At 65.9% G+C, this 20,955-nt stretch carries 21 protein-coding genes and 1 tRNA gene; 6 read left to right on the plus strand and 16 right to left on the minus strand.

All coding sequences use genetic code 11. From position 1 onward, the window contains the following. Positions 1–36 precede the first annotated feature (36 nt). On the plus strand, positions 37–573 hold the full coding sequence (locus QRO93_RS01100; RefSeq protein WP_258010996.1) for a GspH/FimT family protein: 537 nt from the start codon (positions 37–39) through the stop codon (positions 571–573). A gap of 48 nt (positions 574–621) precedes the next feature. Here the strand turns inward: QRO93_RS01100 and QRO93_RS01105 are convergent. From QRO93_RS01105 to grxD, 11 genes are all read right to left on the minus strand, one after another. Continuing rightward, positions 622–698, minus strand: a tRNA-Asn gene (locus tag QRO93_RS01105). A gap of 79 nt (positions 699–777) precedes the next feature. Continuing rightward, positions 778–1,200, minus strand: a complete 423-nt coding sequence (locus QRO93_RS01110; RefSeq protein ID WP_275943023.1) for a type IV pilin protein — start codon at positions 1,198–1,200, stop codon at positions 778–780. Positions 1,201–1,238: 38 nt separating this feature from the next. After that, positions 1,239–4,988 carry a pilus assembly protein gene (locus tag QRO93_RS01115; RefSeq protein WP_180879816.1) on the minus strand — a complete coding sequence of 1,250 codons (3,750 nt, stop codon included), beginning with the start codon at positions 4,986–4,988 and terminating at the stop codon, positions 1,239–1,241. 11 nt (positions 4,989–4,999) lie between these two features. Further along, positions 5,000–5,518 carry a PilX N-terminal domain-containing pilus assembly protein gene (locus QRO93_RS01120; protein WP_049456559.1) on the minus strand — a complete coding sequence of 173 codons (519 nt, stop codon included), beginning with the start codon at positions 5,516–5,518 and terminating at the stop codon, positions 5,000–5,002. Between the two features lie 2 nt (positions 5,519–5,520). Next, complete coding sequence (locus QRO93_RS01125) at positions 5,521–6,681, minus strand: PilW family protein (RefSeq protein ID WP_180879814.1); 1,161 nt, start codon at positions 6,679–6,681, stop codon at positions 5,521–5,523. A 2-nt stretch (positions 6,682–6,683) separates the two neighbouring features. Next, positions 6,684–7,157: a type IV pilus modification protein PilV gene (pilV, locus tag QRO93_RS01130; protein WP_053449291.1), complete on the minus strand. Its 474-nt coding sequence runs from the start codon at positions 7,155–7,157 to the stop codon at positions 6,684–6,686. After that, positions 7,154–7,669 carry a GspH/FimT family pseudopilin gene (locus tag QRO93_RS01135; protein ID WP_053449290.1) on the minus strand — a complete coding sequence of 172 codons (516 nt, stop codon included), beginning with the start codon at positions 7,667–7,669 and terminating at the stop codon, positions 7,154–7,156. The genes pilV and QRO93_RS01135 overlap by 4 nt, the downstream gene beginning before the upstream one ends. Before the next feature lie 161 nt (positions 7,670–7,830). Further along, positions 7,831–9,219: a nucleotide 5'-monophosphate nucleosidase PpnN gene (ppnN, locus tag QRO93_RS01140; protein ID WP_006429576.1), complete on the minus strand. Its 1,389-nt coding sequence runs from the start codon at positions 9,217–9,219 to the stop codon at positions 7,831–7,833. A 252-nt stretch (positions 9,220–9,471) separates the two neighbouring features. Beyond that, the gene (locus QRO93_RS01145; RefSeq protein WP_053449289.1) at positions 9,472–12,726 is read right to left on the minus strand and encodes a TonB-dependent receptor; all 3,255 of its coding nucleotides are present in this window, start codon (positions 12,724–12,726) and stop codon (positions 9,472–9,474) included. A gap of 232 nt (positions 12,727–12,958) precedes the next feature. Beyond that, entirely contained in the window at positions 12,959–13,735 is a 777-nt protein-coding gene (locus QRO93_RS01150) for an SDR family NAD(P)-dependent oxidoreductase (RefSeq protein WP_053511398.1), read from the minus strand. Further along, positions 13,732–14,052, minus strand: coding sequence for a Grx4 family monothiol glutaredoxin (grxD, locus tag QRO93_RS01155; RefSeq protein WP_053449287.1), 321 nt, complete (start codon positions 14,050–14,052; stop codon positions 13,732–13,734). Before grxD ends, QRO93_RS01150 begins: the two co-directional genes overlap by 4 nt. A gap of 121 nt (positions 14,053–14,173) precedes the next feature. On the opposite strand from grxD, the gene QRO93_RS01160 reads away from it, so the two are divergent. Next, positions 14,174–14,752, plus strand: coding sequence for a superoxide dismutase (locus tag QRO93_RS01160; RefSeq protein ID WP_053451274.1), 579 nt, complete (start codon positions 14,174–14,176; stop codon positions 14,750–14,752). Between the two features lie 67 nt (positions 14,753–14,819). Here the strand turns inward: QRO93_RS01160 and QRO93_RS01165 are convergent, their stop codons facing one another. The 3 genes from QRO93_RS01165 to purE all read right to left on the minus strand — a co-directional run bounded on the left by QRO93_RS01165 (position 14,820) and on the right by purE (position 16,936). After that, on the minus strand, positions 14,820–15,161 hold the full coding sequence (locus QRO93_RS01165) for a carboxymuconolactone decarboxylase family protein (protein WP_006429504.1): 342 nt from the start codon (positions 15,159–15,161) through the stop codon (positions 14,820–14,822). Positions 15,162–15,287: 126 nt separating this feature from the next. After that, complete coding sequence (locus tag QRO93_RS01170; protein WP_053449286.1) at positions 15,288–16,436, minus strand: 5-(carboxyamino)imidazole ribonucleotide synthase; 1,149 nt, start codon at positions 16,434–16,436, stop codon at positions 15,288–15,290. Further along, positions 16,433–16,936 (minus strand): 5-(carboxyamino)imidazole ribonucleotide mutase, encoded by a 504-nt coding sequence (gene purE / locus QRO93_RS01175; protein WP_005412808.1) that lies wholly within the window; start codon positions 16,934–16,936, stop codon positions 16,433–16,435. The genes QRO93_RS01170 and purE overlap by 4 nt, the downstream gene beginning before the upstream one ends. Positions 16,937–16,994: 58 nt before the next feature. On the opposite strand from purE, the gene QRO93_RS01180 reads away from it, so the two are divergent. The 4 genes from QRO93_RS01180 to QRO93_RS01195 all read left to right on the plus strand — a co-directional run bounded on the left by QRO93_RS01180 (position 16,995) and on the right by QRO93_RS01195 (position 19,636). Further along, positions 16,995–17,264 carry a Trm112 family protein gene (locus tag QRO93_RS01180; RefSeq protein ID WP_005408847.1) on the plus strand — a complete coding sequence of 90 codons (270 nt, stop codon included), beginning with the start codon at positions 16,995–16,997 and terminating at the stop codon, positions 17,262–17,264. Continuing rightward, positions 17,261–18,112, plus strand: a complete 852-nt coding sequence (nadC, locus tag QRO93_RS01185; RefSeq protein WP_164085847.1) for a carboxylating nicotinate-nucleotide diphosphorylase — start codon at positions 17,261–17,263, stop codon at positions 18,110–18,112. The genes QRO93_RS01180 and nadC overlap by 4 nt, the downstream gene beginning before the upstream one ends. 104 nt (positions 18,113–18,216) lie before the next feature. Further along, a complete protein-coding gene (locus QRO93_RS01190) occupies positions 18,217–19,218 on the plus strand; it encodes a DUF2272 domain-containing protein (RefSeq protein ID WP_164085846.1) in 1,002 nt (333 codons plus the stop codon). 67 nt (positions 19,219–19,285) lie between these two features. After that, positions 19,286–19,636 carry a DUF3301 domain-containing protein gene (locus QRO93_RS01195; protein ID WP_049436544.1) on the plus strand — a complete coding sequence of 117 codons (351 nt, stop codon included), beginning with the start codon at positions 19,286–19,288 and terminating at the stop codon, positions 19,634–19,636. 87 nt (positions 19,637–19,723) lie between these two features. Here the strand turns inward: QRO93_RS01195 and QRO93_RS01200 are convergent, their stop codons facing one another. Next, positions 19,724–20,176, minus strand: coding sequence for a ClpXP protease specificity-enhancing factor (locus QRO93_RS01200; protein WP_180879812.1), 453 nt, complete (start codon positions 20,174–20,176; stop codon positions 19,724–19,726). A gap of 84 nt (positions 20,177–20,260) precedes the next feature. Further along, positions 20,261–20,896, minus strand: coding sequence for a glutathione S-transferase N-terminal domain-containing protein (locus QRO93_RS01205; RefSeq protein ID WP_005415948.1), 636 nt, complete (start codon positions 20,894–20,896; stop codon positions 20,261–20,263). Between the last annotated feature and the right edge of the window lie 59 nt (positions 20,897–20,955).

Genomic DNA, 20,955 nt, shown 5'->3' on the forward strand with positions numbered 1-20,955 from the left:
ATGGTGCAGTCCCTGCGAGGCAGCGAGGCTGGATGCATGCGCCTCCCTCCTGCTTCCAGCCCCGACACACAGCACGGCATGCATCTGCTCGAACTACTGGTGGTGGTGGCGGTCCTTGCCGTCCTGCTGGCAGCCGGCTGGCCCGCCCTGCAGGAACTGATGCTGCATCAACGTGCGGAATCCACCCGCCTCGGCCTGCAGTCCGGCCTGGCCACCGCGCGCTACCAGGCCATCATGCGCAGTGCGCTGATCGGCCTGTGCGCAAGCCCCGATGGGCACCACTGCGGCGACGATTGGAGCCAGGGCTGGATCGTGTACAGGACCGACGGGCGACGACAGCCCCCCTCCTCCGTCGACTCCATCCTGCTGCACCAGTCCGGCCTGTCCAGCGTCAGGATCAGCGCCGCCAGCAGCAGCGGCCGGCCACAGATCTACTTCCAGCCGGATGGCCGCAGTCCCGGAGCGAACCTGACGCTGCGCATCTGCGCGGACGACCGGGAGCATGCCCGCGTCATCGTCAGCAACAGCGGCAGAATCCGCTCGACCCGCAGCCAGGACGGCCCGCCCTGCTGACAACAAAAAAGGCCTGCGGATAACCGCAAGCCTTTGATGCGTAATGCTTGGCGCCCGAAGTTGGACTCGAACCAACGACCCCCTGATTAACAGTCAAGTGCTCTAACCGGCTGAGCTATTCGGGCGGGGAGGCGCATTGTAATCACCTCGAACCGAGAGTGCAACACTCTTTCACGCAGCCCTGCAGGCAGCTTCCCGCTCGCGTCACCAGCAGTCGGACAGTGTTGCCTGCGACGTCTTCACGTTGGCCTGATTGAGCGTCAGGTCGCCACATTTGTCCTTGGTCTGCGCATTGGCCGCTGCTGCCGTGAACGTGAACGTCGACTGCCCGGTCTCCATGGACAGGGTGTAGGCCGCGGTGCCGCCCTCGCGTGGCGAGTTGATGGACTCAGCTCCGCCGGGGAAGGTGAAGCCCACATAGGTGTTGTTGATGGTGTGGTAGCGCTCGGCCAGCTGCGCGTACTCCACCAGATCGGCCTTGGCCTGCGCGCGCCGCGACTTGAGAACATGCGCGCTGTAGTTCGGATAGGCGATCGCAGCAAGGATCGCCACGACCGCCACCACGATCATCAGTTCGATCAGGCTGAAACCGCGGGCCACGCGGCCCGCCATCCACAGTGTACGCATTGCGGTGGCTCCTGGTGCCTGGAAAGAAGGAACGTCGATCACTGGATCTGCCTCCACGACTGGCGACCGCAGGGGTACGGCAGGTACATCGGCTCCGCGCCAGCCACCGAAATCTGCATCATGCAGGCATCGCCCGGGGGTTTCGGCGGCGGACTTCCAGGCTTGCCCGGGTCCGGCGGCGCCAGCCGTGGCACCACCGAAGTGGTGACATCCCGCACCGGCGCGTTGCCGCCCGTACTCAAGGGCACGCCAGCCGTGCCTGCGCCGGGCGACGCGCCATCAGGAGCACCAAAGCGCACCTGTGACATCGCCGCCTCGCCACTGCTGGCCTGCAGGCCGAACACCCAGTTCGCACCATCCACCGAACAGCCCTGGGACTCTGATGGAATGTAGGTCGGCATGAACACCACACCCGAAACAATGCGCGGATTACCCACCGCACGCTCCTTGCCTGACAGCGTCACAGTCCAGCCACGGCTCTGCGCCGGAACAGTCCCTGGCGAAAGGGTGCGCATGCCATTGTCGAACTGTGCCGTGAACGGACGCAGGTTGGCTGAGGTCAGCGTCGTTCCGGGCTGCCCGACTTCGGTGTCGTTGATGCCATACAGCGCCTGCACCGCCGCGTCGTTCTCATCGCCGTAGTAGGAGAAGCTGCCGGTGCCGAAGATCAGCATCACACCACCGGAGGCCCCCGTGGTCACCGTCATGCCACCGGTAATCGGCTGGCGGTAGGTCCGCTGGTCGCTGCGATCGACGTGGGTATCGGTGGTGAACAGCGGCGCCGTCGGTGCTGCATCGTCGCGCAGGTCGAATTTCCAGATCGCACCCCGCTTGTCAGCAGCGTAGACGGTATCGGCCAGGCCGTCGCGCACCCGGTCGTTCTGGCTCGTCCCACCCCAGCGATCGACCACGACGATATTGCCCAGGCCATTGTTGCCGGCAGGCAGGTTCTGACCCGACTCGACCGCCTCGATCATGCGGATGGTCGGCGTGCTGCTGGCCAGCATGTCGACAACGAACAACACGGCCTTGCCACTCCTGCTTTCATAGCCGTTGCCAAATATCGCGCGGAAGCCCACAGAACCGTCGGCGTTCTTCATCGGCACGATCACCGGCTTGCCCAGCACGTGGCCGATGTTGGCGCGCACCTCTTCATCCAGTGCGGCGTTGAGGTCGCTGATCTCCCACAGCAGGGAGCCGGCACCGCCGAACTGGGCAGGATCGGACACATCCAGCGCGAACACACTGCGCCCGCCAGCTCCGGCCGTGCCTACCAGCGAGGTCGTCCAGCCGTTGCTGCCATAGGTATCGCTGACCGTTACCGGGCCATCGACGTAGTAGCGATGCTGGAAGCGCTGGACGTTCTGGTTGGTGGGGTCGTTGGGCAGCAGCAGGTTGCCCATGTGGCCCAGCGACGTGGATGGAATGTACGCAAACAGCTCCTTGCCACCTTCACCGTCCATCTCCCCGTCGGCCCCCATGCCGCCATCGAAGGCGTGCAGCATGCCGTCGTTGGCAGCGGCATAGACCATATACCTGTGGTCATTGCGCTTGGTGACCATGTAGTCGGCATAACTGGTGCCCATCGAGCCTGGCAGGCGGCGGAAACCGTAGTCATCCAGCGGCGAGCTCAGGGCCGGGGTGGAGGTGATGATGTCGCCCAGCACCGTACTGCGGTCGCGCAGCTTGCCGCCGTTGCGCTTCTCATGGCTGACATCTCCGCGCAGGTATGCCACTGCCGTTGTCGAGTCCGTAGCCAGCCCTTCCAGTTCCGAAGCGCTGCAGATCAGGATGCCCGGAGACATCACACCCGACTTGTCGCACAGATTGGCCAGACTGACATTGCCACCGGAGAAGTCCACCAGCGCACCATCGCGCCAGAAGCGAATGCGGCGCGATGCGGCCGCCGGCATCTGCGCGGCCGCTTCCCACGCTTCTTCAGAAACGATCGCGCGGGTGGTCGCATCAACCTTCAGCTTGAAGGCATGCAGCTTTCCATACCAGTCCGTGCCGTTGTTGGTTGCCTCGTAGAATGGCTCCACCGACAGCGAGCCCACGCCAATGCGCGCACCGGTCAACGAACGTGAACCGGACGGCGTTGCGCCCTGGGCGACGTTGCTGATGATACGGCGCATGGCAGCAGTGATATCGCCTGGACGCGTGGCATTGACCATTTCGCCGTGGCTGTCATACACCGCGTTCCACAGCTCGTCGACTGCCTCCGGCTTGAGGTTCTGCGTTGTGGTCGGGAAATTGGGTTTTGTCACGTAGGGGTCGGGACTCAGGACCCAAGGCCGCTCCGGGTCCGGCAGATACTTGACGCCGAACTCCTTGCCCTGCGTACCCAGCGTCACGCCGTAGAAATTCATGTGCAGCTGCTTGTTGCAGTCCAGTGAAGCGTCCGGACTGGAACCCTTGCACTCTGCAGGAACTGGCACCGAGCCGTTATCAAGCGAAGGAACCAGAGGGCCCTTGTAGTAGGGCGCCACCAGGTCCTTCATCAATGTCGTGTTTCCATCTTCATTGATGTAACCATCGGTGAACAGCATGCCCGCATTCTTCTGGCAGGCCAGAAGCACGGGAGCCCCTTCATCCGTGCGCTGGAACTGCTTGCCCAGGTAGTCGGCGGCAGAACGATTGGGCGTACTGTCGTCGGCCCGCATTTCACTGGTGATTTCGCTGAGCAGCTTCGCCCTTTGCGACTCGGTCGTCATGTCGAACATGGTCACTGGACGTCGACCATTGATGCGGAACCAGCCCACTCGCAGATTGGTGGTGTCATACAGCGCATTGGTGGCCGCGCCGATCAACGCCTCGCGGCGAGTCCGGTACAGGCTGAACCAGTTTGCGAAGCTCTGCATGGCATTGTCGTACTTCGCTTGGTTATTGCCGAAGTTCGCAAGCTTGATCTCGTACTTGTACAGCGTCCCCGGCCGGCCACCCGGCGAACTGGCAATAGCTACCGGTGTGGCGGTATAGCCGTAATCCGCAGGAAGCGTAGCGGGATTCTCAAGGAAGAACGTCGCCGGGTAGAAAGCCACAGCAGCGTCGCAGCTTGAGCTGTTGATGGAAGTCTCACGGGTGACTCTGTCAAACGTTCCCTCCCCCTGCACAGCTCCACCGCTCAAGCTGCACCGACCGCGCTCGATACGGGTGCCTACCGGCAGTTTCATCCCGGAACGGAAGCGGAATCGCCAGCTTCCCGAATCCCTGCCGCCAGTCTGCATGCTGGTCAACAGCGAGTCCGCCGTCAGATTCAGCGCACCACCGATCTTGGCGGGCGCGCCGGCCGGCCGGGGATCGAGAGGTGCACTGGCCGCTTTGATCTCCAGGTAATTGGAGGTTGCCGGCGCAGACAGTCCCGTCTTCCAGCCCGGGTAGCTCTCACGGGGATCGTAATAGGATGAATTGACATCTGGCGAACGCGCGAATCCAAAGTTATCCAACGGCGGGATAGCCACATTGCTATCCCGCCCATAACTCGGAAACACATACAGGTAACGCTGCCCCGAACCATCGAATCCGTTGGCTGTTCCCTTGTTGTAGAAGCTGCTGCCATCCCAGCGATAAGCACCGTCGCGCGTATTGTTCAGCGTTTCCCACAGCATCGAACCGGAATCGTCCAGCGCCATCAGGAACGCTGGCGGCGTCTGCACCTGGATGTTCAGCGGCGCCTGCGCCAACGTGCCCTGGGCCTGGGCGGCCATCAGGCTGTAGATGAAATAGCCTCCCCCCAGCGCCAGTGCGGCGCCGCCTGCGGCCATGAAGCGGAATTTGCGCGAAGCCATGGCCTGCGTCCTCAGAGTTTGAATACGGTGTCGATCACCACCGACGACGAGCTCGCATCGGCATCGTCGGTAGCGAACCCGGTGATCTGGTAGATCGGTGTGGTGTCATCCAGCGGTCGGCCCATGTCCAGCGACGATTCGCCGACCACGCAGCTGTCGATCTGCCGCACGTTGACGGCCGGCGACGTCTCGTCGCGCCGGTCCTCCGCCCAGCTGGCCGGATCGAAACCGTCATCGCAGACACGCGATACATCCCCTGCCTGCAGCAGGCTGCCCTCGCTCACGCTTTCGCGATTGGTGATCTGTTCCACCGAACGCTCGGCCGCCCGCACCACGCCTTCCGAATTCTGGAAAGCGCGGTTGGCCGCCCGGTAGTTGGCCGCCATCTTTTCCTGCATGCCGGCCACCTGCATGCCGGCAATTCCGAGCAGCGCCAGCAGGATGAGCATCACCAGGGCCACATACAGCACCGCACCCCGCTGCTGGGCGGGAGCGACGACAGGCCGGAAGGAGCGCGGGAAAGGAGTCATGGTCAGTTTCCGAACAGGCGATTGCGCAGCGCAATCGACACTTCATAGCTGGAGCGGTAATGACCATCGGACTTGTCGCCGTTGGCAAAGCCCACGCCGAGCACGGACAGCGCATTGGCCGAGCGGGTCGAGGACGACGGCGACGGACTGCGTGCCAGCAGCCCCACCTGCACCTGCCCCACGCGCAGCCATTGCGCGGCACCCGCGGCATCGGCATCAGTGCTGACGTCATCGGCCGCAGCGAACTGCGTGATGTTGCCGGCCGGCGGCGTGTCCAGGCTGATGTTGGCGGTGTTGTCCAGGCCGTACATCAACTGCAGGCTTTCGATGCCTTCCACCAGTTCTTCGTTGATCGAGTAGGCGCCATCACTGTCGGCACGCGCGCGGCGCAGGCCCGGCTGCTTCGTCTCCGGATTGATGCCCACGTAATAGACCATCGACTCGGCGCGATACAGCATCGTCTGCCCGGTGGGCTGCGCGGCATAGCGCGACAGGTCGAGCGAGGCGGCGGTGACCCGTGCGGCGCTCAACGTGCCCGCGAACACATCCGCGTGGCCGCAGTCGGCGATGCCGAACAGGGTCGGATCACCCACGCCACCGCCAGTCAGGCGGGCGACGCGGGTGCTGTCCATGTCCAGCAGCGCGTTGCCGCCGTCCGTGGAAATGGCCGTGACCGGCACGCCTTCCGGCGCGAAGAAGCGCAGGACGAGCACGTCGCTGCCGCCGGCGGGTGCCGGGATGAGCCCTTCGATCGCGGTAGGCAGGCCGGTCGGAGCCGACCAGTCCGCGCCCAGCGTCAGGCTCCCGCCCGGCGTCGTCTCGGGCGCATCGAAGCCCTGGATGGACACGCTGAAATCCAGCGGACTGCCGTCGCCCGAGGTTGCCCCCAGGTGTGACACCGGGTCGCCCTGGTTCTTCACCACATGGGCCTGGTCGTTGACGCAGCCCATGTGTCCGGCCATGCGGATGTCGCGCTCCAGGAAATCCAGCGCGAAACGCGCGTTCTCCTGCACGCGGGAGGCGCCCTCGGACAGGCGGGAGGCCGTCTGCGAGGCGATGAACACCTGGACCACGCCCAGCATCAGCACGAGGCTGATCACCAGCGCGACCATCAGTTCAACCAGCGACAGGCCGGTCATGGCGGCACGACGGTTCATGGCCATGCTCACAGCTCCGTATCCAGGGCGAAGGTGGTGGCCTTGTCCGGATCGTCCGGATCCCAGCGCTGGTCGCCCCAGCTGACGGCCACCCTCACGTTGCCGCCGTTGTAGGTGACTTCCGCGCCGGCGTCATCACCCAGCGCCTTCACCACCTGGCACTGCCAGCGCGCGACCTTGGCGGAAATGGCGACGTCGCCGGTATCGGCACTGCACGCCTTCTCGGCGGTCTTGCTGCCTGCGGCAAACGACGCGGTGGTATACCACGCCGCCTGATAGCGGTTGCTGCGCATCTGCTCGGTCAGGTCATAGGCAAGATTGGTGGCCTGGGTACGGTAGTTGGCGCTCTGCACGAAGCGGACGTTCATGGTCTGCAGCAGCGCGAAACCCAGCAGGCCGAATGCCAGCACGATGATGGCGATCAGCACTTCCAGCAGGGTGAAGCCCCCTGCCTGCCGCGCGCGGACGGAACGGGATTTCATGGGCAGGCTTCCTTGGTGCTGCGGATCTGCCCGGAGGCGTTCACCGTCAATGTGCGCTTGTGCAGCGCGTCCTTGCTGCAGACATCCGGCTCCAGCAGGATCTGCTGATCGGCGCTGGCCCTGCGGCGCCCACGGCCATCGAAGGCGATCACCTCCGACGGCCCGCTGACCGTCAGCTTCGGGCTTCCATTGACGAAGCGCAGGACGGTCTCGCCCGACGACATCTCGCCATCACCGTTGGTATCGGCGAAGGCCAGCATGCCGCCAGACCAGCTGCCGTCGCAGCTGGCGCCATCGCTGCTGCCGCACACGCCGCCGCCGCGGTTGCTGCGGATCGCCTCGCTGCGGGCCAGGCTGAGCAGGCCCAGGATTTCATTGTTGCCCGAGGTCACCCGGCTGGAACGCAGGGTGCCCTGGAAGCTCGGAAACGCGATCGCGGCCAGGATCGCCACCACGGCGATGGTGACCATCAGCTCGATCAACGTGAAGCCGCTTTCCCGGCGCAAAGACATTGGACGCTCCCCAGCGTGTTGATGGCCACGATGGGCCATCGCCCTGCCACCGGCAAGCGGCGGCAGGATGAACGGTCAATCCGGGACGACGGGCGTCAAAGGCTTGACGACCCGCCCTCTCCTGTCCGGCCCGGCGCGAGCCCCATCGCGCCGGCGCAGGCTCAGGCCAGCACCTGGTAGCAGGGCTGGTATTCGCCGGAGATCTTCATCCGGCGCTGTTCGACGAAGGCGCGCAGCAGCGCGTCCAGGGCCTGCATCATGTCGGTGTCGCCGTGGATCTGGAACGGCCCGAACTGCTCGATGCGGCGCATGCCGTCTTCCTTCACGTTGCCGGCCACGATGCCGGAGAACGCCCGGCGCAGGTCGGCCGCCAGCGCGTGTGGCGCACGCCCGTGGTGCAGGTCCAGCGCGGCCATCGCCTCGTGGGTCGGCACGAACGGCTGCTGGTATTCCCACGGAATCTCGATCGACCAGTTGAAGAAGAACGAGTCCTTCTGCGCCAGGCGGTGTTCGCGCACGCGCTTGATGCCGTTGGCCATCTTCTTCGCCACCGCCACCGGGTCACCGATGATGATCTCGTAGCGCTCGGCGGCTTCATCGCCCAGGGTCAGGCGGATGAAGCGGTCGATCTGCTCGAAGTACGGCGCGGCCACGGTCGGGCCGGTCAGGATCAGCGGGAACGGCAGGTCCTTGTTTTCCTCGCGCAGCAGGATGCCGAGCAGGTACAGGATCTCCTCGGCGGTACCGACGCCACCGGCGAACACGATGATGCCGTGGCCGATGCGGACGAAGGCCTCCAGGCGCTTCTCGATGTCCGGCATGATCACCAGGTGGTTGACGATCGGGTTCGGCGACTCGGCGGCGATGATGCCCGGCTCGGTCAGGCCGATGTAACGCGTCACGGTACGGCGCTGCTTGGCGTGGGCGATGGTGGCGCCCTTCATCGGGCCCTTCATCGCGCCCGGGCCGCAGCCGGTGCAGATGTCCAGGCCGCGCAGGCCCAACTCGTAGCCCACCTGTTTGGTGTACAGGTATTCGTCGCGCGAGATCGAGTGGCCGCCCCAGCACACCACCAGGTTCGGATCACCCGGGTTGAGGATGCGGGCGTTGCGCAGCAGGCCGAACACCGCATTGGTGATGCCTTCGGACGACTCCAGCTCGGCCGCATAGGCCGGGCCCATCTCGATGGCCATGTAGGCCAGGTCACGCACCACCGCGAACAGCAGTTCGGCAACGCCGCGGATGATCTCGCCATCGACGAAGGCCATCGCCGGCGCGTTGACCAGGTCGATGCGCACGCCGCGATCCTGCTGCGCCACCTGGATGTCGAAATCGGGATACAGATCGCGCGCCGCACGCGGATCGTCAGAGGCACTGCCGCTGGTCAGCACGGCCAGCGCGCAGCGGCGCAGCAGCTCGTGCATGCCGCCGGCGGAGGCATCGCGCAGGCGCGCCACTTCGGCCCGCGACAGCACATCCAGCCCACCGCGCGGGTAGATCCGTGCGTCCTGCACCGGCAGCGCGCGGGCTGCTTTTTCGTTCGTGGTCATATCCAATTTTTCGCTTCCTTCAAGGTTTCCGACTGTACTGCCGCCCCCTTAAAAAGCAAAACGGCCGGGAAACCCGACCGTTGGATATGTGCTGCCCGTGATCACCTGCCTGGGACCGCTTCGGCGGCATTGGCGCCGCGCACATTTCCGGATGCTACGCCCATGCAGAGCCGCCCGCAAGGACTTTCGCCTGAACGGAAAACGGCCGGGTTTCCCCGGCCGTTTCCATTTACATCATCAGGCTCTGAAGGATCAGAACTTGTACTTCAGGGTCAGCTGCATCGACCAACGCGACACGCCGGTATTGCCCTTGTCGTTGTTGTTTTCCTGGATGGTCGGGGTATCGGTGCTGCCGGTGAAGTTGTAGATGTACTTGCCGGTGGCCGGATCGATACCTGCGTAGCTGGCCACGCGGGCGGTCGAGTTGAAGCCGTAATCTTCGATGCGGCCCCACTTCTTGTTGAGCAGGTTGCCGACATTCATGATGTCCAGCGCCAGCTCACCCTTGTGCTCCTTCACGAAGCCCGGGAATTCCTGGGCGATGTGCAGGTCGAAGCTGTTGACCCACTTGGTGCGGAAGGCGTTGGCCGGGGCGATCTGGCCCTGGTACTTCGCCAGCTGCGGGTTGGCGGCCAGCCAGTCGAAGAAGGCCTTCTCCATCGTCGCGCCGCCGGTGAACTTGACGTCGCCCGGGCCGTTCGGCACGTAGAACAGGTCGTTGAAGTAGCCGGCGCCGGTGGTGGCAGCGGCGTCGCCGTTCATGTCGTTGTAGTAGATGTAGCTGAACGGACGACCCGAACGACCTTCGTAGAACAGGCCCACGGTGGTGTTGTAGTTGCCGAAGAACGCCTTCTTCCAGTTGATCGAACCGGTCACGCGGTCCTTGATCGCGTAGCGCGAATCATAGGCCACGTTCTCGTTGGCGGTGCCGATCAGGGTGCTGCCCCAGTTGGAGGTGTTCTGCGAGCTGGTCAGCGGGCTGACTTCCTTCGCGGCGGTGTAGGTGTAGGCCAGCGACCAGCCCCAGTTCTCGGTCAGCGGCTTGTTCAGGCCGACGGTGAACTGGCGGCTGCTGCCCTTGTCGGTGTTGCGCATCAGCAGCACGTCGCCGATGTCATCCGGACGGTTGGCCTTGCCACCCACGGTGCCACCGCCGACGGCGGTCGCGCCTTCGCGGATCGAGCAGTTGGTGCCGGCGCACGGCACGTAGCCCTGCGGGTTCCAGTACAGCTCACGACCGTCCTGGCCGATACGGGTGTACGACGGGCCACCAGCGTTCTTGTACAGGTCCAGGCGCTCGAAGTAGATGCCGCTCTTGACCTTGGTGTACAGGAACTCAGCCGACGCGACGATGCCGTACCACGGCAGTTCGTGGTCGAAGGCAAGGTTCGACTTCCACACCGACGGCAGTTTCAGGTCCGGCGCGGCGATGTCGACGTTCTGGCGAGCACCGGCACCTGCAGCCGGGATGTACGGCGGATTGGTGTTCGGGGTGAAAATGCCGGTCTGGTTACGAACGGTGTACTCGGTGTAGTTCAGGCCGGTGTTCTGGTAGGCACCTGCCAGCCACACGTTCGGGGCCGCGCCACCGAACAGGCCCACGCCGCCACGCAGCTGGGTCGGACGATCGCTGTCGAAGGTGTAGTTGAAGCCGAAGCGCGGCTGCACCAGCTTCTTGTCGGGCAGCTTGGTGTTGTCGTAGCCGTACAGCTCCATGATGCGCGGGTTGTACAGGCGCTGGTTGCTGAAGTCCGGCATGTCGACGCGGACGCCGCCCTGCACGGTCAGGTTGCTGTTGACCGCCCAGCTGTCCTGGATGAACAGACCGGTGTTCTTCAGGGTGTAATTGGCCGGGATGTCGTCGTAGCTGCCACCCGCGCGCGGGGCACGCACCACGTACTGGTTGACGCGGCCCGCTGCGAAATCAGCCAGGTTGTTGAACACGTACGCGCCGTTGACGTTGCGGCCGTAGTAGTTCATCAGGTCGTTCTTGGAGTAGTCGAAACCGAACTTGACGGTGTGGTCGCCGATGTACCAGTTGGCGGCACCGAAGGCGCTCAGCTCCTTGCTCTCGACCGCATTGACATGCGAGTTCTGCTCGGTACCGAAGTACAGCGAGTCATTGCCGCTGGCACCGAAACCACGGACCTGGATCTGCGGCAGGCTGGACGGGGTGGTACGGACCGAGGTGTATTCCTTGTGCGAGATCTTGAACTCGGTCGAGAAGTTCTCGGACCAGTCGCTGAACAGTTCGCCCATCCAGGATTCGTAGGTCTTCGGCTGCTGGTACCAGAAGGTGCTCAGCGAGATCGCGCTGTTGCTGATCTGCGGGAAGCGGACGACGTTCTGCTCGAGCTTGTTGTAACGCACCGCGGCGCGGTGGTTCTCGTTGATGTTCCAGTCGATCTTCAGCGCGTACTCTTCCACCTCGGTCTTGTTGGCCGGGGGATTGAGCGAGCCTGCGTCGAAGCCGTAGCCGGTGGCGATCTGCTGCGCACGGGCGATGTCGGCATCGGTGATGGTGCCCTTGCCGTACGGCGAATCGGTCAGGCTGACGCCCGGAGCCGAGCGCTCCATCTTCTCGTAGTTGGCGAAGAAGAACAGCTTGTCCTTGACGATCGGGCCGCCGAAGGTCATGCCGTAGGTCTTCTCGTCATCGAAGCCGTTGAAGCGGACGCCGTCCAGCTCCTTGCGGACCATGTCCTTGTCGCGGTACGCGTAGTACACGGTGCCGCCGAAGTTGTTGGTACCCGACTTGGTCACCGCATTGATCACCGCACCGGTACCGCCGGCGATGGTGGTGTCATAGTTGGCGATATCGATGTTGATTTCCTGGATCGCATCCATCGACACCGGCTGACGCTCGGTCGGCAGGTTGTTGGATTCCAGGCCGAACGGGTCGCCGGCGCCGATGCCGTCGATGCGGATGGCGTTGTAACGGGTGTTCTGGCCACCGACCGAGATCGCGCCGTCAGCCTTGCTGACCTGCGAGATGCGCGGATCCAGGCGGATGTAGTCCTGGATGTTGCGGTTCACCGACGGCAGCGACTCCAGCGTCTCGCGGTTGACGTTGGTGCCGGTGCCCATCTTGTAGGCGCTGAACAGATCGCTGCCCACGGCAGCGGCAACAACATTGACCGCGTCCAGGTTGGTGGCAGCCAGGTCACCGCCCAGGTTGGCGTTGACGGTGTTGACCTGGTTCAGGTTCAGGTAGACACCTTCTTCGGTCTTGGTGCCAGCACCCGGCTTGGTGATGGTGATGGTGTACGGACCACCCACGCGCAGGCCGCGCGCATTGTATCGACCCGACGCATCGGTGGTGGCACGCGAAACGGTGCCCGACTCGGTGTGGGTGATGGTGACTTCAGCACCGGCGACAGGCTGGCCTGCGGCGGACATCACCTGGCCGCCGACACCGGCGGAGGTGCTCTGGGCGAAGGCGGGAGCGGCGGCGAGTGCAGCCACGAGACCAAGGGTAAGCTTGGACATCCGGAGTGGGTGGGTCATTTTTCGGTAGCCTCGATGCGAGTTGGCGATGGCGGAAAAAAAGCGCATCCAAACAGCCCTGCGGGTGGCTGGTCGGAGAGTTATCTGGGGTTCCCTACCGCTTGGCTGAAGGCAGCCATAACGGTTAACACTAGATTAACACGCTACGCCATCAATGTGACGGTTGTGCGACAAACGGCACCAGATCGCAACGCAATCGTGACGGGTTCTTCACTCCGTCTTTCCCCGGGACTCACTCGCCGGGAAACGCTCCGCTGGCATCGAGAATCCGCCCCCGCCAGGCATGGCCGGCGCGGGACAACAGGGTTACCGCCGCGGCAGCCGCGGCTTCCGGGCCCTGCGCGGCCGGATCCTGGTCAACCGAGTAGGCCCGGGCACGCAGCGCCGTACGCAGCGGCCCCGGGTACAGGCCACTGACCCGAACCGGGCTGCGGCCGAGTTCGTCGTGCAGGCTGGTGATCAGGCCACGCAGGCCATGCTGGGCCACACCATAGCCGCCCCAGTAGGCTTGCCCGACCCGCTCCGGAGCGTCGACGGCGAACACCAGAGCGGCATCCTCACGTTGCCGCAGCAGCGGCAGGCAGGCCTGGGCCAACCACGCCGGGGCGGTCAGGGTGACGTGCACCGCGCGGGCGAAACTGGCCGGATCGGCCAGCTCGAACGGGGTCAGGCCGGGGAAATGCGCGGCGCAGACCAGCAGCCCGTCCAGCCGCCCCAGCTCGCGCTGGAGCGCCTGGGCCAGCTCGGCATAGTCGTCGGGGCCCGCCCCTTCAAGGTCCAACGGGTACAGCAGCGGTTCCGCGCCGACGGCCTGGACCTGGGCGTAGACCCGATCCAGCCGGCGCGGCTTGCGTCCCAGCAGCACCACCGTGGCGCCGGCGGCTGCAGCAGCCACCGCCGCGGCACTGCCCAGGCCACCGCCCGCACCGGCAACCAGCACCACGCGATCCTGTAACGGGCGGCCATCGAGCGCCCCGTCGGTCGGTGACGTCGATGGCCAGGCACTCATCCCTGGGTCGCCTCTTCGACGATGCGCTTGAGCTCGCCGGACTCGAACAGCTCCAGGACGATGTCGCAGCCGCCGATCAGCTCACCATTGATGAACAGCTGCGGGAAGGTCGGCAGATTGGAGAAGCGTGGAAGGTTGGCGCGGATCTCGGGCTCTTCCAGCACGTTGACGGTGCGCAGGGCGACGGCGCCGGCCGCCATCAATGCCTGTACGGCGCGGCTGGAGAAGCCGCACATCGGGTACTGCGGGGTGCCCTTCATGAACAGCACGAGCGGGTAACGATCGACCTCGGCCTGGATTTGCTGCATCACCGCCACAACCACACTCCTTGCTTCGTCGGACAAACCGACCGCGGTGGTCGGCTAGACTGCCCACGGTAGCCGCCATTGTAAGCGGATGGAACCGGCTGCCGCCGCCCCTCTGGCCACGAACCTGTCCATGCCCGTCGAATTGCCCGCCCTGCCCTACCTTTCCGGCTCCCTGCAGCCACACCTGTCCGCACAGACCCTGGAACTGCACCACGGCCGCCACCACCGCGCCTATGTCGATGCGGTCAACGCCGGCATCCTGGGCACCGAGTGGGAAGAAGCGTCACTGGAAGAGATCGTCCGCCACGCCCAGGGCAAACTGTTCGATGCCGCCGCCCAGGCCTGGAACCACGGCTTCTACTGGCAGTGCCTGCGCCCTCGCGGTGGCGGCGAGCCGCAGGGCCGGCTCGGCGAACTGGTCAAGCGCCAGTTCGGCGACGCGCAGCGCCTGCGCGAGGAATTCAACCGCACCGCGCTGGGCCTGTTCGGCTCGGGCTGGGTGTGGCTGGTGCAGCACCCGGGCGGGCAGCTGGGCATCCAGGCCACCCGCAATGCCGGCACCCCGCTGACCGGCGACAGCACCCCGCTGCTGTGCTGCGACGTCTGGGAGCACGCGTACTACACCGACTACCAGAACGACCGTGGGCGTTACCTGGATGCGTTCTGGCAGATGGTCAACTGGGAATTCGCCGAGAGCCAGCTGCGCTGAGCCGGCTGCTCGACCGCGGGGAGTGCCGGCCGCTGGCCGGCAACCCACCGGGAAGCAGAGCGTGGCATCACGCACTCTCGTGTGCGGCCACCGCGTCCATCACCCGCGCCGAATAGACCAGCGCGGCGCCGGCATTGAGCGACACGGCCACGCCCAACGCTTCGGCAATCTCCTCGCGGTTGGCGCCGTGCTTCAACGCGGCATCCACGTGCACGGTGATGCAGCCATCGCAGCGGGTCGTGACCGCCACCGCCAGCGCAATCAGCTCACGGGTCTTCGCATCAAGGTGGTTGGTCTGCGCGCCGGCGTTGGACAGGGTGGCATACCCCTTCACTGTATCCGGCGAGAGCTTGCCGATCTCGCCGATGCGGCCCTTCAGTTCCTTGCGGTAGGCATTCCAGTCAAGCATGGTCGTGACTCCTGGGAAAGGAGCCCCACGCTACCACCGGGAACGTTGCGCCGATGCCTGCACCGGCGCGCCACATCGTTGCAGGAATACCGGGGAATGCCGGCCGCTGGCCGGCATTCCTCCTGCTCAGCGATTGCGCAGGGCGTGCGCGGCCGGCGCCACCTGGGACGGGCGGCCCAGCTCCAGCCCAACCTGGTCCAGCGCATCGGCCAGTGCCGCAGCATCATCATCGCGCAGCGTGGCATGACCGACCTTGCGGCCCTCGCGTGGCTCCTTGCCGTAGTCGTGCCAATGGCCGCTGGCCTGGGCCAGCACCGGCGCAGGATCGGGCATCGCGCCCAGCCAGTTCAGCATGCAGGCATGGCCGAGCATGCGGGTGCTGCCCAGCGGCAGGCCAAGCACGGCGCGCAGATGGTTCTCGAACTGCGAGGTCTCGCTGCCTTCGATGGTCCAGTGCCCGGAGTTGTGCACGCGCGGCGCCATCTCGTTGGCCAGCAGTTCGCCATCGCGGCAGAACAGCTCCAGCGCGAACACGCCCACGTACTGCAGGTGCTCGGCAACGCGACGGGCATAGCCGATCGCAGCCTGCCGCTCGGCGTCGGACAGCACGGCCGGCGCCACGCTGGCCGACAACACGCCGTCGACATGCCAGTTGCCGGTAACCGGCCACGCCTCGAAGCTGCCATCGCGGCCACGCACGGCGACCACGCTGACCTCGCGCTGGAAGGCCACGAAGCCCTCCAGGATCAGGCCCGTGCGCTCGACCTGCGCACCCAGCGCATCCCAAGCGGCGTCGATGTCGGCCTCGCTGCGCAGGCGGAACTGGCCCTTTCCGTCATAGCCGAGGCGGCGGGTCTTGAGAATGCACGGCAGGCCGAACGCGGCCGCCTTCTCAGCCAGCTCGTCGCGGCTGCGGATGTCGGCGAAGGCCGGCAGCGGGATGCCCAGCTGCTGGAACAGGGTCTTTTCGCTCAGCCGGTCCTGGGCCACGGCCAGCGCGGCCGGCGGCGGGTAGACCGGCACGCGGTCGGCCAGGAACTGCGCGCTGTCGGCGGGTACGTTCTCGAAATCGAAGGTGACCACATCCACCTTCGCCGCGAAGTCCGCCAGCGCCTGGCGGTCATCGAAGGCGCCGACCGTCAGGGGCGCCAGCGGGCCACTGCAGGCGTCGGCCGCCGGATCGTACAGTTCGAAGCGCAGTCCCAGCGGCGCACCGGCCAGGACCATCATGCGGGCGAGCTGGCCGCCGCCCAGGATGCCGACGGTCAGGCTCATTGGCGCGGGTCGTCGTGGGCCATCACGTCTTCGGTCTGGCGCGCACGGAAGGCGTCGAGCGCCTGGCCGATCGCCGGCTGGTCGCTGGCCAGCATTGCTGCAGCGAACAGCGCAGCGTTGGAGGCGCCGGCATTACCGATGGCGAAGGTGGCGACCGGAATGCCGGCCGGCATCTGCACGATCGACAGCAGCGAATCCATGCCGTTGAGGGCCTTGGACTGCACCGGCACGCCCAGCACCGGCACGGCGGTCTTGGCGGCGATCATGCCCGGCAGGTGCGCGGCCCCGCCGGCACCGGCGATGATCGCGCGCAGGCCACGCGGGCCCGCCTGCTCGGCATAACTGAACAACACATCCGGCGTCCGATGCGCGGACACCACCTTCACTTCGAACGGAACACCCAGGGCTTCAAGCTTCTGGGCGGCGTGCTGCATGGTTTCCCAGTCGGAACGGGAACCCATGACGATGCCGACAAGCGGCGCGATCGGGTTGGGGGTCATTGGCCGTCACCTGCCTTAAAGACGTATTCTAGCCGTCTTCCACGCAAGACGAAGAACCATGGATCGCAAGCTGCTCGACCTGCTGGTGTCGCCGGACACCCGCCAGCCCCTGTCCCTGCTGGATGGCAAGGGCCTGGAAGCCCTCAACAAGGCCATTTCCGCCGGCGCGGTGAACAAGGCCGATGGCAACCCGCTGGCGCAGCCGCTGCGCGAAGCGCTGGTCACCCGCGACCGCAAGCAGGTGTTCCGCGTCGACGACGGCATTCCGGTGCTGCTGGCCGAGGAAGCCATCCCGACCGCCCAGATCGCCGACTTCCCGGCCGCATGAGCACGCTGCCGACGCCGGATGCGGCCGTTGTCGCCGCCGATGTCGCGCGTGCGCTGGCCGAGGACCTGGGCAGTGGTGACGTCACCGCCGCCCTGCTGCCCGACCAGGCCGACAGCGCCTACCTGCTGTGCAAGCAGGATGGGGTGATTGCCGGCCGCCCCTGGTTCGACGCCACCCACCGTGCGCTCGACCCGGACGTGCGCATCGAATGGCAGGTTTCCGAAGGCGACGCGGTCACCGCAGGCACCGTGCTGGCCCTGCTGTACGGGCGCAGCCGCAGCCTGGTCAGCGCCGAACGCACCTCGCTGAATTTCCTGCAGACGCTGTCCGGCACCGCCACCACCACTGCCCGCTATGTGGCCGCCGTGGCCGGTACCGGCACGCGCATCCTCGACACCCGCAAGACCCTGCCCGGCCTGCGCCTGGCGCAGAAGTACGCCGTGCGCTGCGGCGGCGGCGACAACCACCGCTTCGGCCTGTACGACACGGTGATGCTGAAGGAAAACCACATCCGCGCCGCCGGTTCGCTGGCCGCCGCCGTGGCAGGCGCACGCCGGCAGTGGCCCGCGCTGCCACTGGTGGTCGAGGTGGAGGATCTGGCGCAGCTGCGCCAGGCCCTGGAGGCCGGATGCGAACGCATCCTGCTGGATGACTTCAGCCCCGACCTGCGCCGCGAGGCCGTGCGCATCACCGCCGGCCGTATCCCGCTGGAAGTCTCCGGCAGCGTCGGCCTGGGTGGCCTGCGCTCGATCGCCGAGGATGGCGTGGACTGCATTTCCATCGGCGGCCTGACCAAGCACGTGCAGGCCATCGATCTGTCGTTGAAGCTGGGCCCGCCGCCGGCTTGAGGTGACGGTCGCATGGTGCCGGCCAGCGGCCGGCACTCCCGTTCTCACACCCTGCGTTCACGACGGCACTGCGACGCTGCGGCCATCCCCCACAGGAGCCGCGCATGCGCCGGATGCTCTTGCCTGCCTGCCTTCTGCTCGCGACCGCCCCCTTTTCCGCAGCGGCTGCGGAGGCCTGTGACGTACCGCCCCGCTACGGCCTGAGCCCGTTGGCAGTGGCCATCCGCAACACCGCCTGCAACGAACACCGGCTGTGGTTCCGGCCCTTCATCGATCGCGATGGTCGCGCTGCAAGCCTCAGCGTCACCGAGGCCGAGAGCGAGCATCTTGCCGACAACGGCCTGATCGCCTGGCAGCGCGTGGCCGGCTATTGGCGTGACAGCGGCACGCTCAACGCAATGGGCAGCATCGCCGGCGCCAGCAGCTGCCTGGCGCCGCTGGGCACGCGCTACACCGACAGCGACTGCCGCGCGTTCCTGGTCGACAACCCGTGGTCGGCCGCCTTCATTTCCTGGGTGATGGTGCGTGCCGGCGTGCCCGGCTTCAACACCTCGCCGCGCCACATCGACTACATCCGTGCTGCCTACCAGGGCGGCCCTTCCGGTGTGCCCTATCGGCTGGTTGATCCCGCGACCGCAAAGCCCGCGCCGGGCGATCTGCTGTGCTTCCTGCGCGACCGCAGCACCACGCTGAGCTACAGCGGGCTGGTACAGGCGCTCGGCAATGGTTCGGTCGGCCACTGGAAATCACATTGCGAAGTGGTGGTGGCGGCCAACCTCGGCGGCGACCAGACCCTGTACCTGGTGGGGGGCAATGTGATGAATACCGTGGCAATGCGGCTGCTGCCGCTGGACCGCACCGGGCTGATCCAGCTGCCGCCGGCACGCGAACGCAGCAGCACCGGCATCGACCCCAGCTGCACACCGGGCCGCGAAGACGAATGCAGCTTCAACCGCCAGGACTGGGCAGCACTGCTGCAGCTGACCGCCACATCACCCCTGGTGATGCCCTCGCCCACTGCGACGCCGATGCAGACCGCGCCGGCGCCGCAACCGGCCATCGTGCCCGCGCAGCCAGTGTCCAGCGAGCCGCAGCCGCGGCGGTGACTGCAGCGCTTGATCCAGCGCGTGTTCGCCGCCATCTTTGCCGGATCGACCTCTGACCGCTGACGCCATGCCCACCCTGCTGCTGTTGCTGATTGCCGGCGGAATCATCTATTTCTTCTGGAACGCCGCCCGTTCGGCCGCCGAGCGCGCGGTCGAGCTGGGCCGCAATGCCTGCCGCGCCGCCGATGTGCAATGGCTGGACCAGGCAGTGCACGCCACCGGCCTGCGCCTGTCGCGCGGCGAGGATGGCCGGCTCGGATTCGAGCGCACCTTCAAGTTCGAGTATTCCTATGACGGCATCGATCGCCACGTGGGCCGCATGGTGCTGCGCGGCGACCAGCTGATCTCGTTTACCGGGCCCGGCGCGGCACGGATCAGCCAGATCCGGCCGGATGTGGACGATGCCGAGGATGTGTAAGGTTTAAAGGCGTGCCGACCAACGGTCGGCACCCACCTCTGAACCGGCAAATGAAAAACGCCGCCCATCGGGGCGGCGTCGGAATCGTTACTTGACCACGCGCAGGTTCGGGCGACCCTTGGGCGGCGGGCTGGCAGGCGGCGTATCGTCCGGCGGCGTACCTTCGTCATGCAGCAGTTCATCGCTGGTCAGCGCGGTCTCGTTGCCCGGGATGTCGTCCGGCAGCGCCATGCCCTGCCCGGTCTCGCGGGCGTAGACGGCCAGCACGGCGCTGATAGGCACCTGCACCGGATAGCTGGTGCCGGAGAAGCGCGCCGAGAAGCTCACCATCTCGTTGTCGATCATCAACCGCACGACGGCACGTTCGGCGATGTTGAGCACCACCCGGCCATCCTTGACCGCCGAAGGCGGGACCTGCACGCCGGGGACGCCGGCGTCGACCAGGATGTGCGGGGTCAGCTGGTTGTCGTTGATCCATTCCACCAGCGCCCGCAGCAGGTACGGGCGGTGGCTGGTCATGTGGAAGAAGTCTTCGGTCATGCGTGAAGTGTACGCGCCCGGCGCCCCGCCGGGGCGGATCGCCTGCACACCGATCGGCGTGCAGACGGGTAAGGCATGGCCGGATCAGACCGGCAGATCGCGCAGCTTCTTTTCCTGCTCGGTCAGGCTGCGGACGAAACCCGGGTGGCGGAAGATGCGGTTGCCGTAGTCCTCGATCGCCTTGCCGTCCTTGGGCAGCGGCACGTCCAGTGACTGCAGGCGCCAGATGATCGGTGCCATCGCGCAGTCGGCCAGGCTCATTTCCGGATTGAGGAAGAACTTGCTGGCCTTGAACAGCGGCAGCGACGCGGTCAGCAGTTCCTTCAGGCGCTTGCGCCCGGCCTCGGCCTGGGTCTTGTTGCCCAGCTGGATGGCCTGCACCTGCGGCACCCAGTCGTGCTCGATGCGCAGCATGGCCAGGCGGATGCGCGCGCGCGAGAGCGGATCGACCGGCATCAGCGGCGGATGCGGGTAGCGCTCGTCCAGGTATTCGCTGACCACCGACGCGGCATACAGCACCAGTTCGCGCTCGACCAGGGTTGGCACCGAGTGGTACGGATTGAGGTCGATCAGGTCTTCAGGCGGGTTCTGCGGATCGACCGGAACGAAGTCGAAGGTGACCCCCTTGGCCGCCAGGACCAGGCGTACACGGTGGCACAGCACATCGTCGTTCGAGGAAAACAGCGTCAGTGTATTGCGCATGCGTACGCTCGCCGCCATCAAAGGCTCTCCTACGACAGGAGACCGCCTGCCGCATCGGCGCCGCCAGCACCGTGCCA

The sequence above is a fragment of the Stenotrophomonas maltophilia group sp. Smal17 genome (assembly GCF_030237045.1).
Taxonomy (GTDB): domain Bacteria; phylum Pseudomonadota; class Gammaproteobacteria; order Xanthomonadales; family Xanthomonadaceae; genus Stenotrophomonas; species Stenotrophomonas forensis.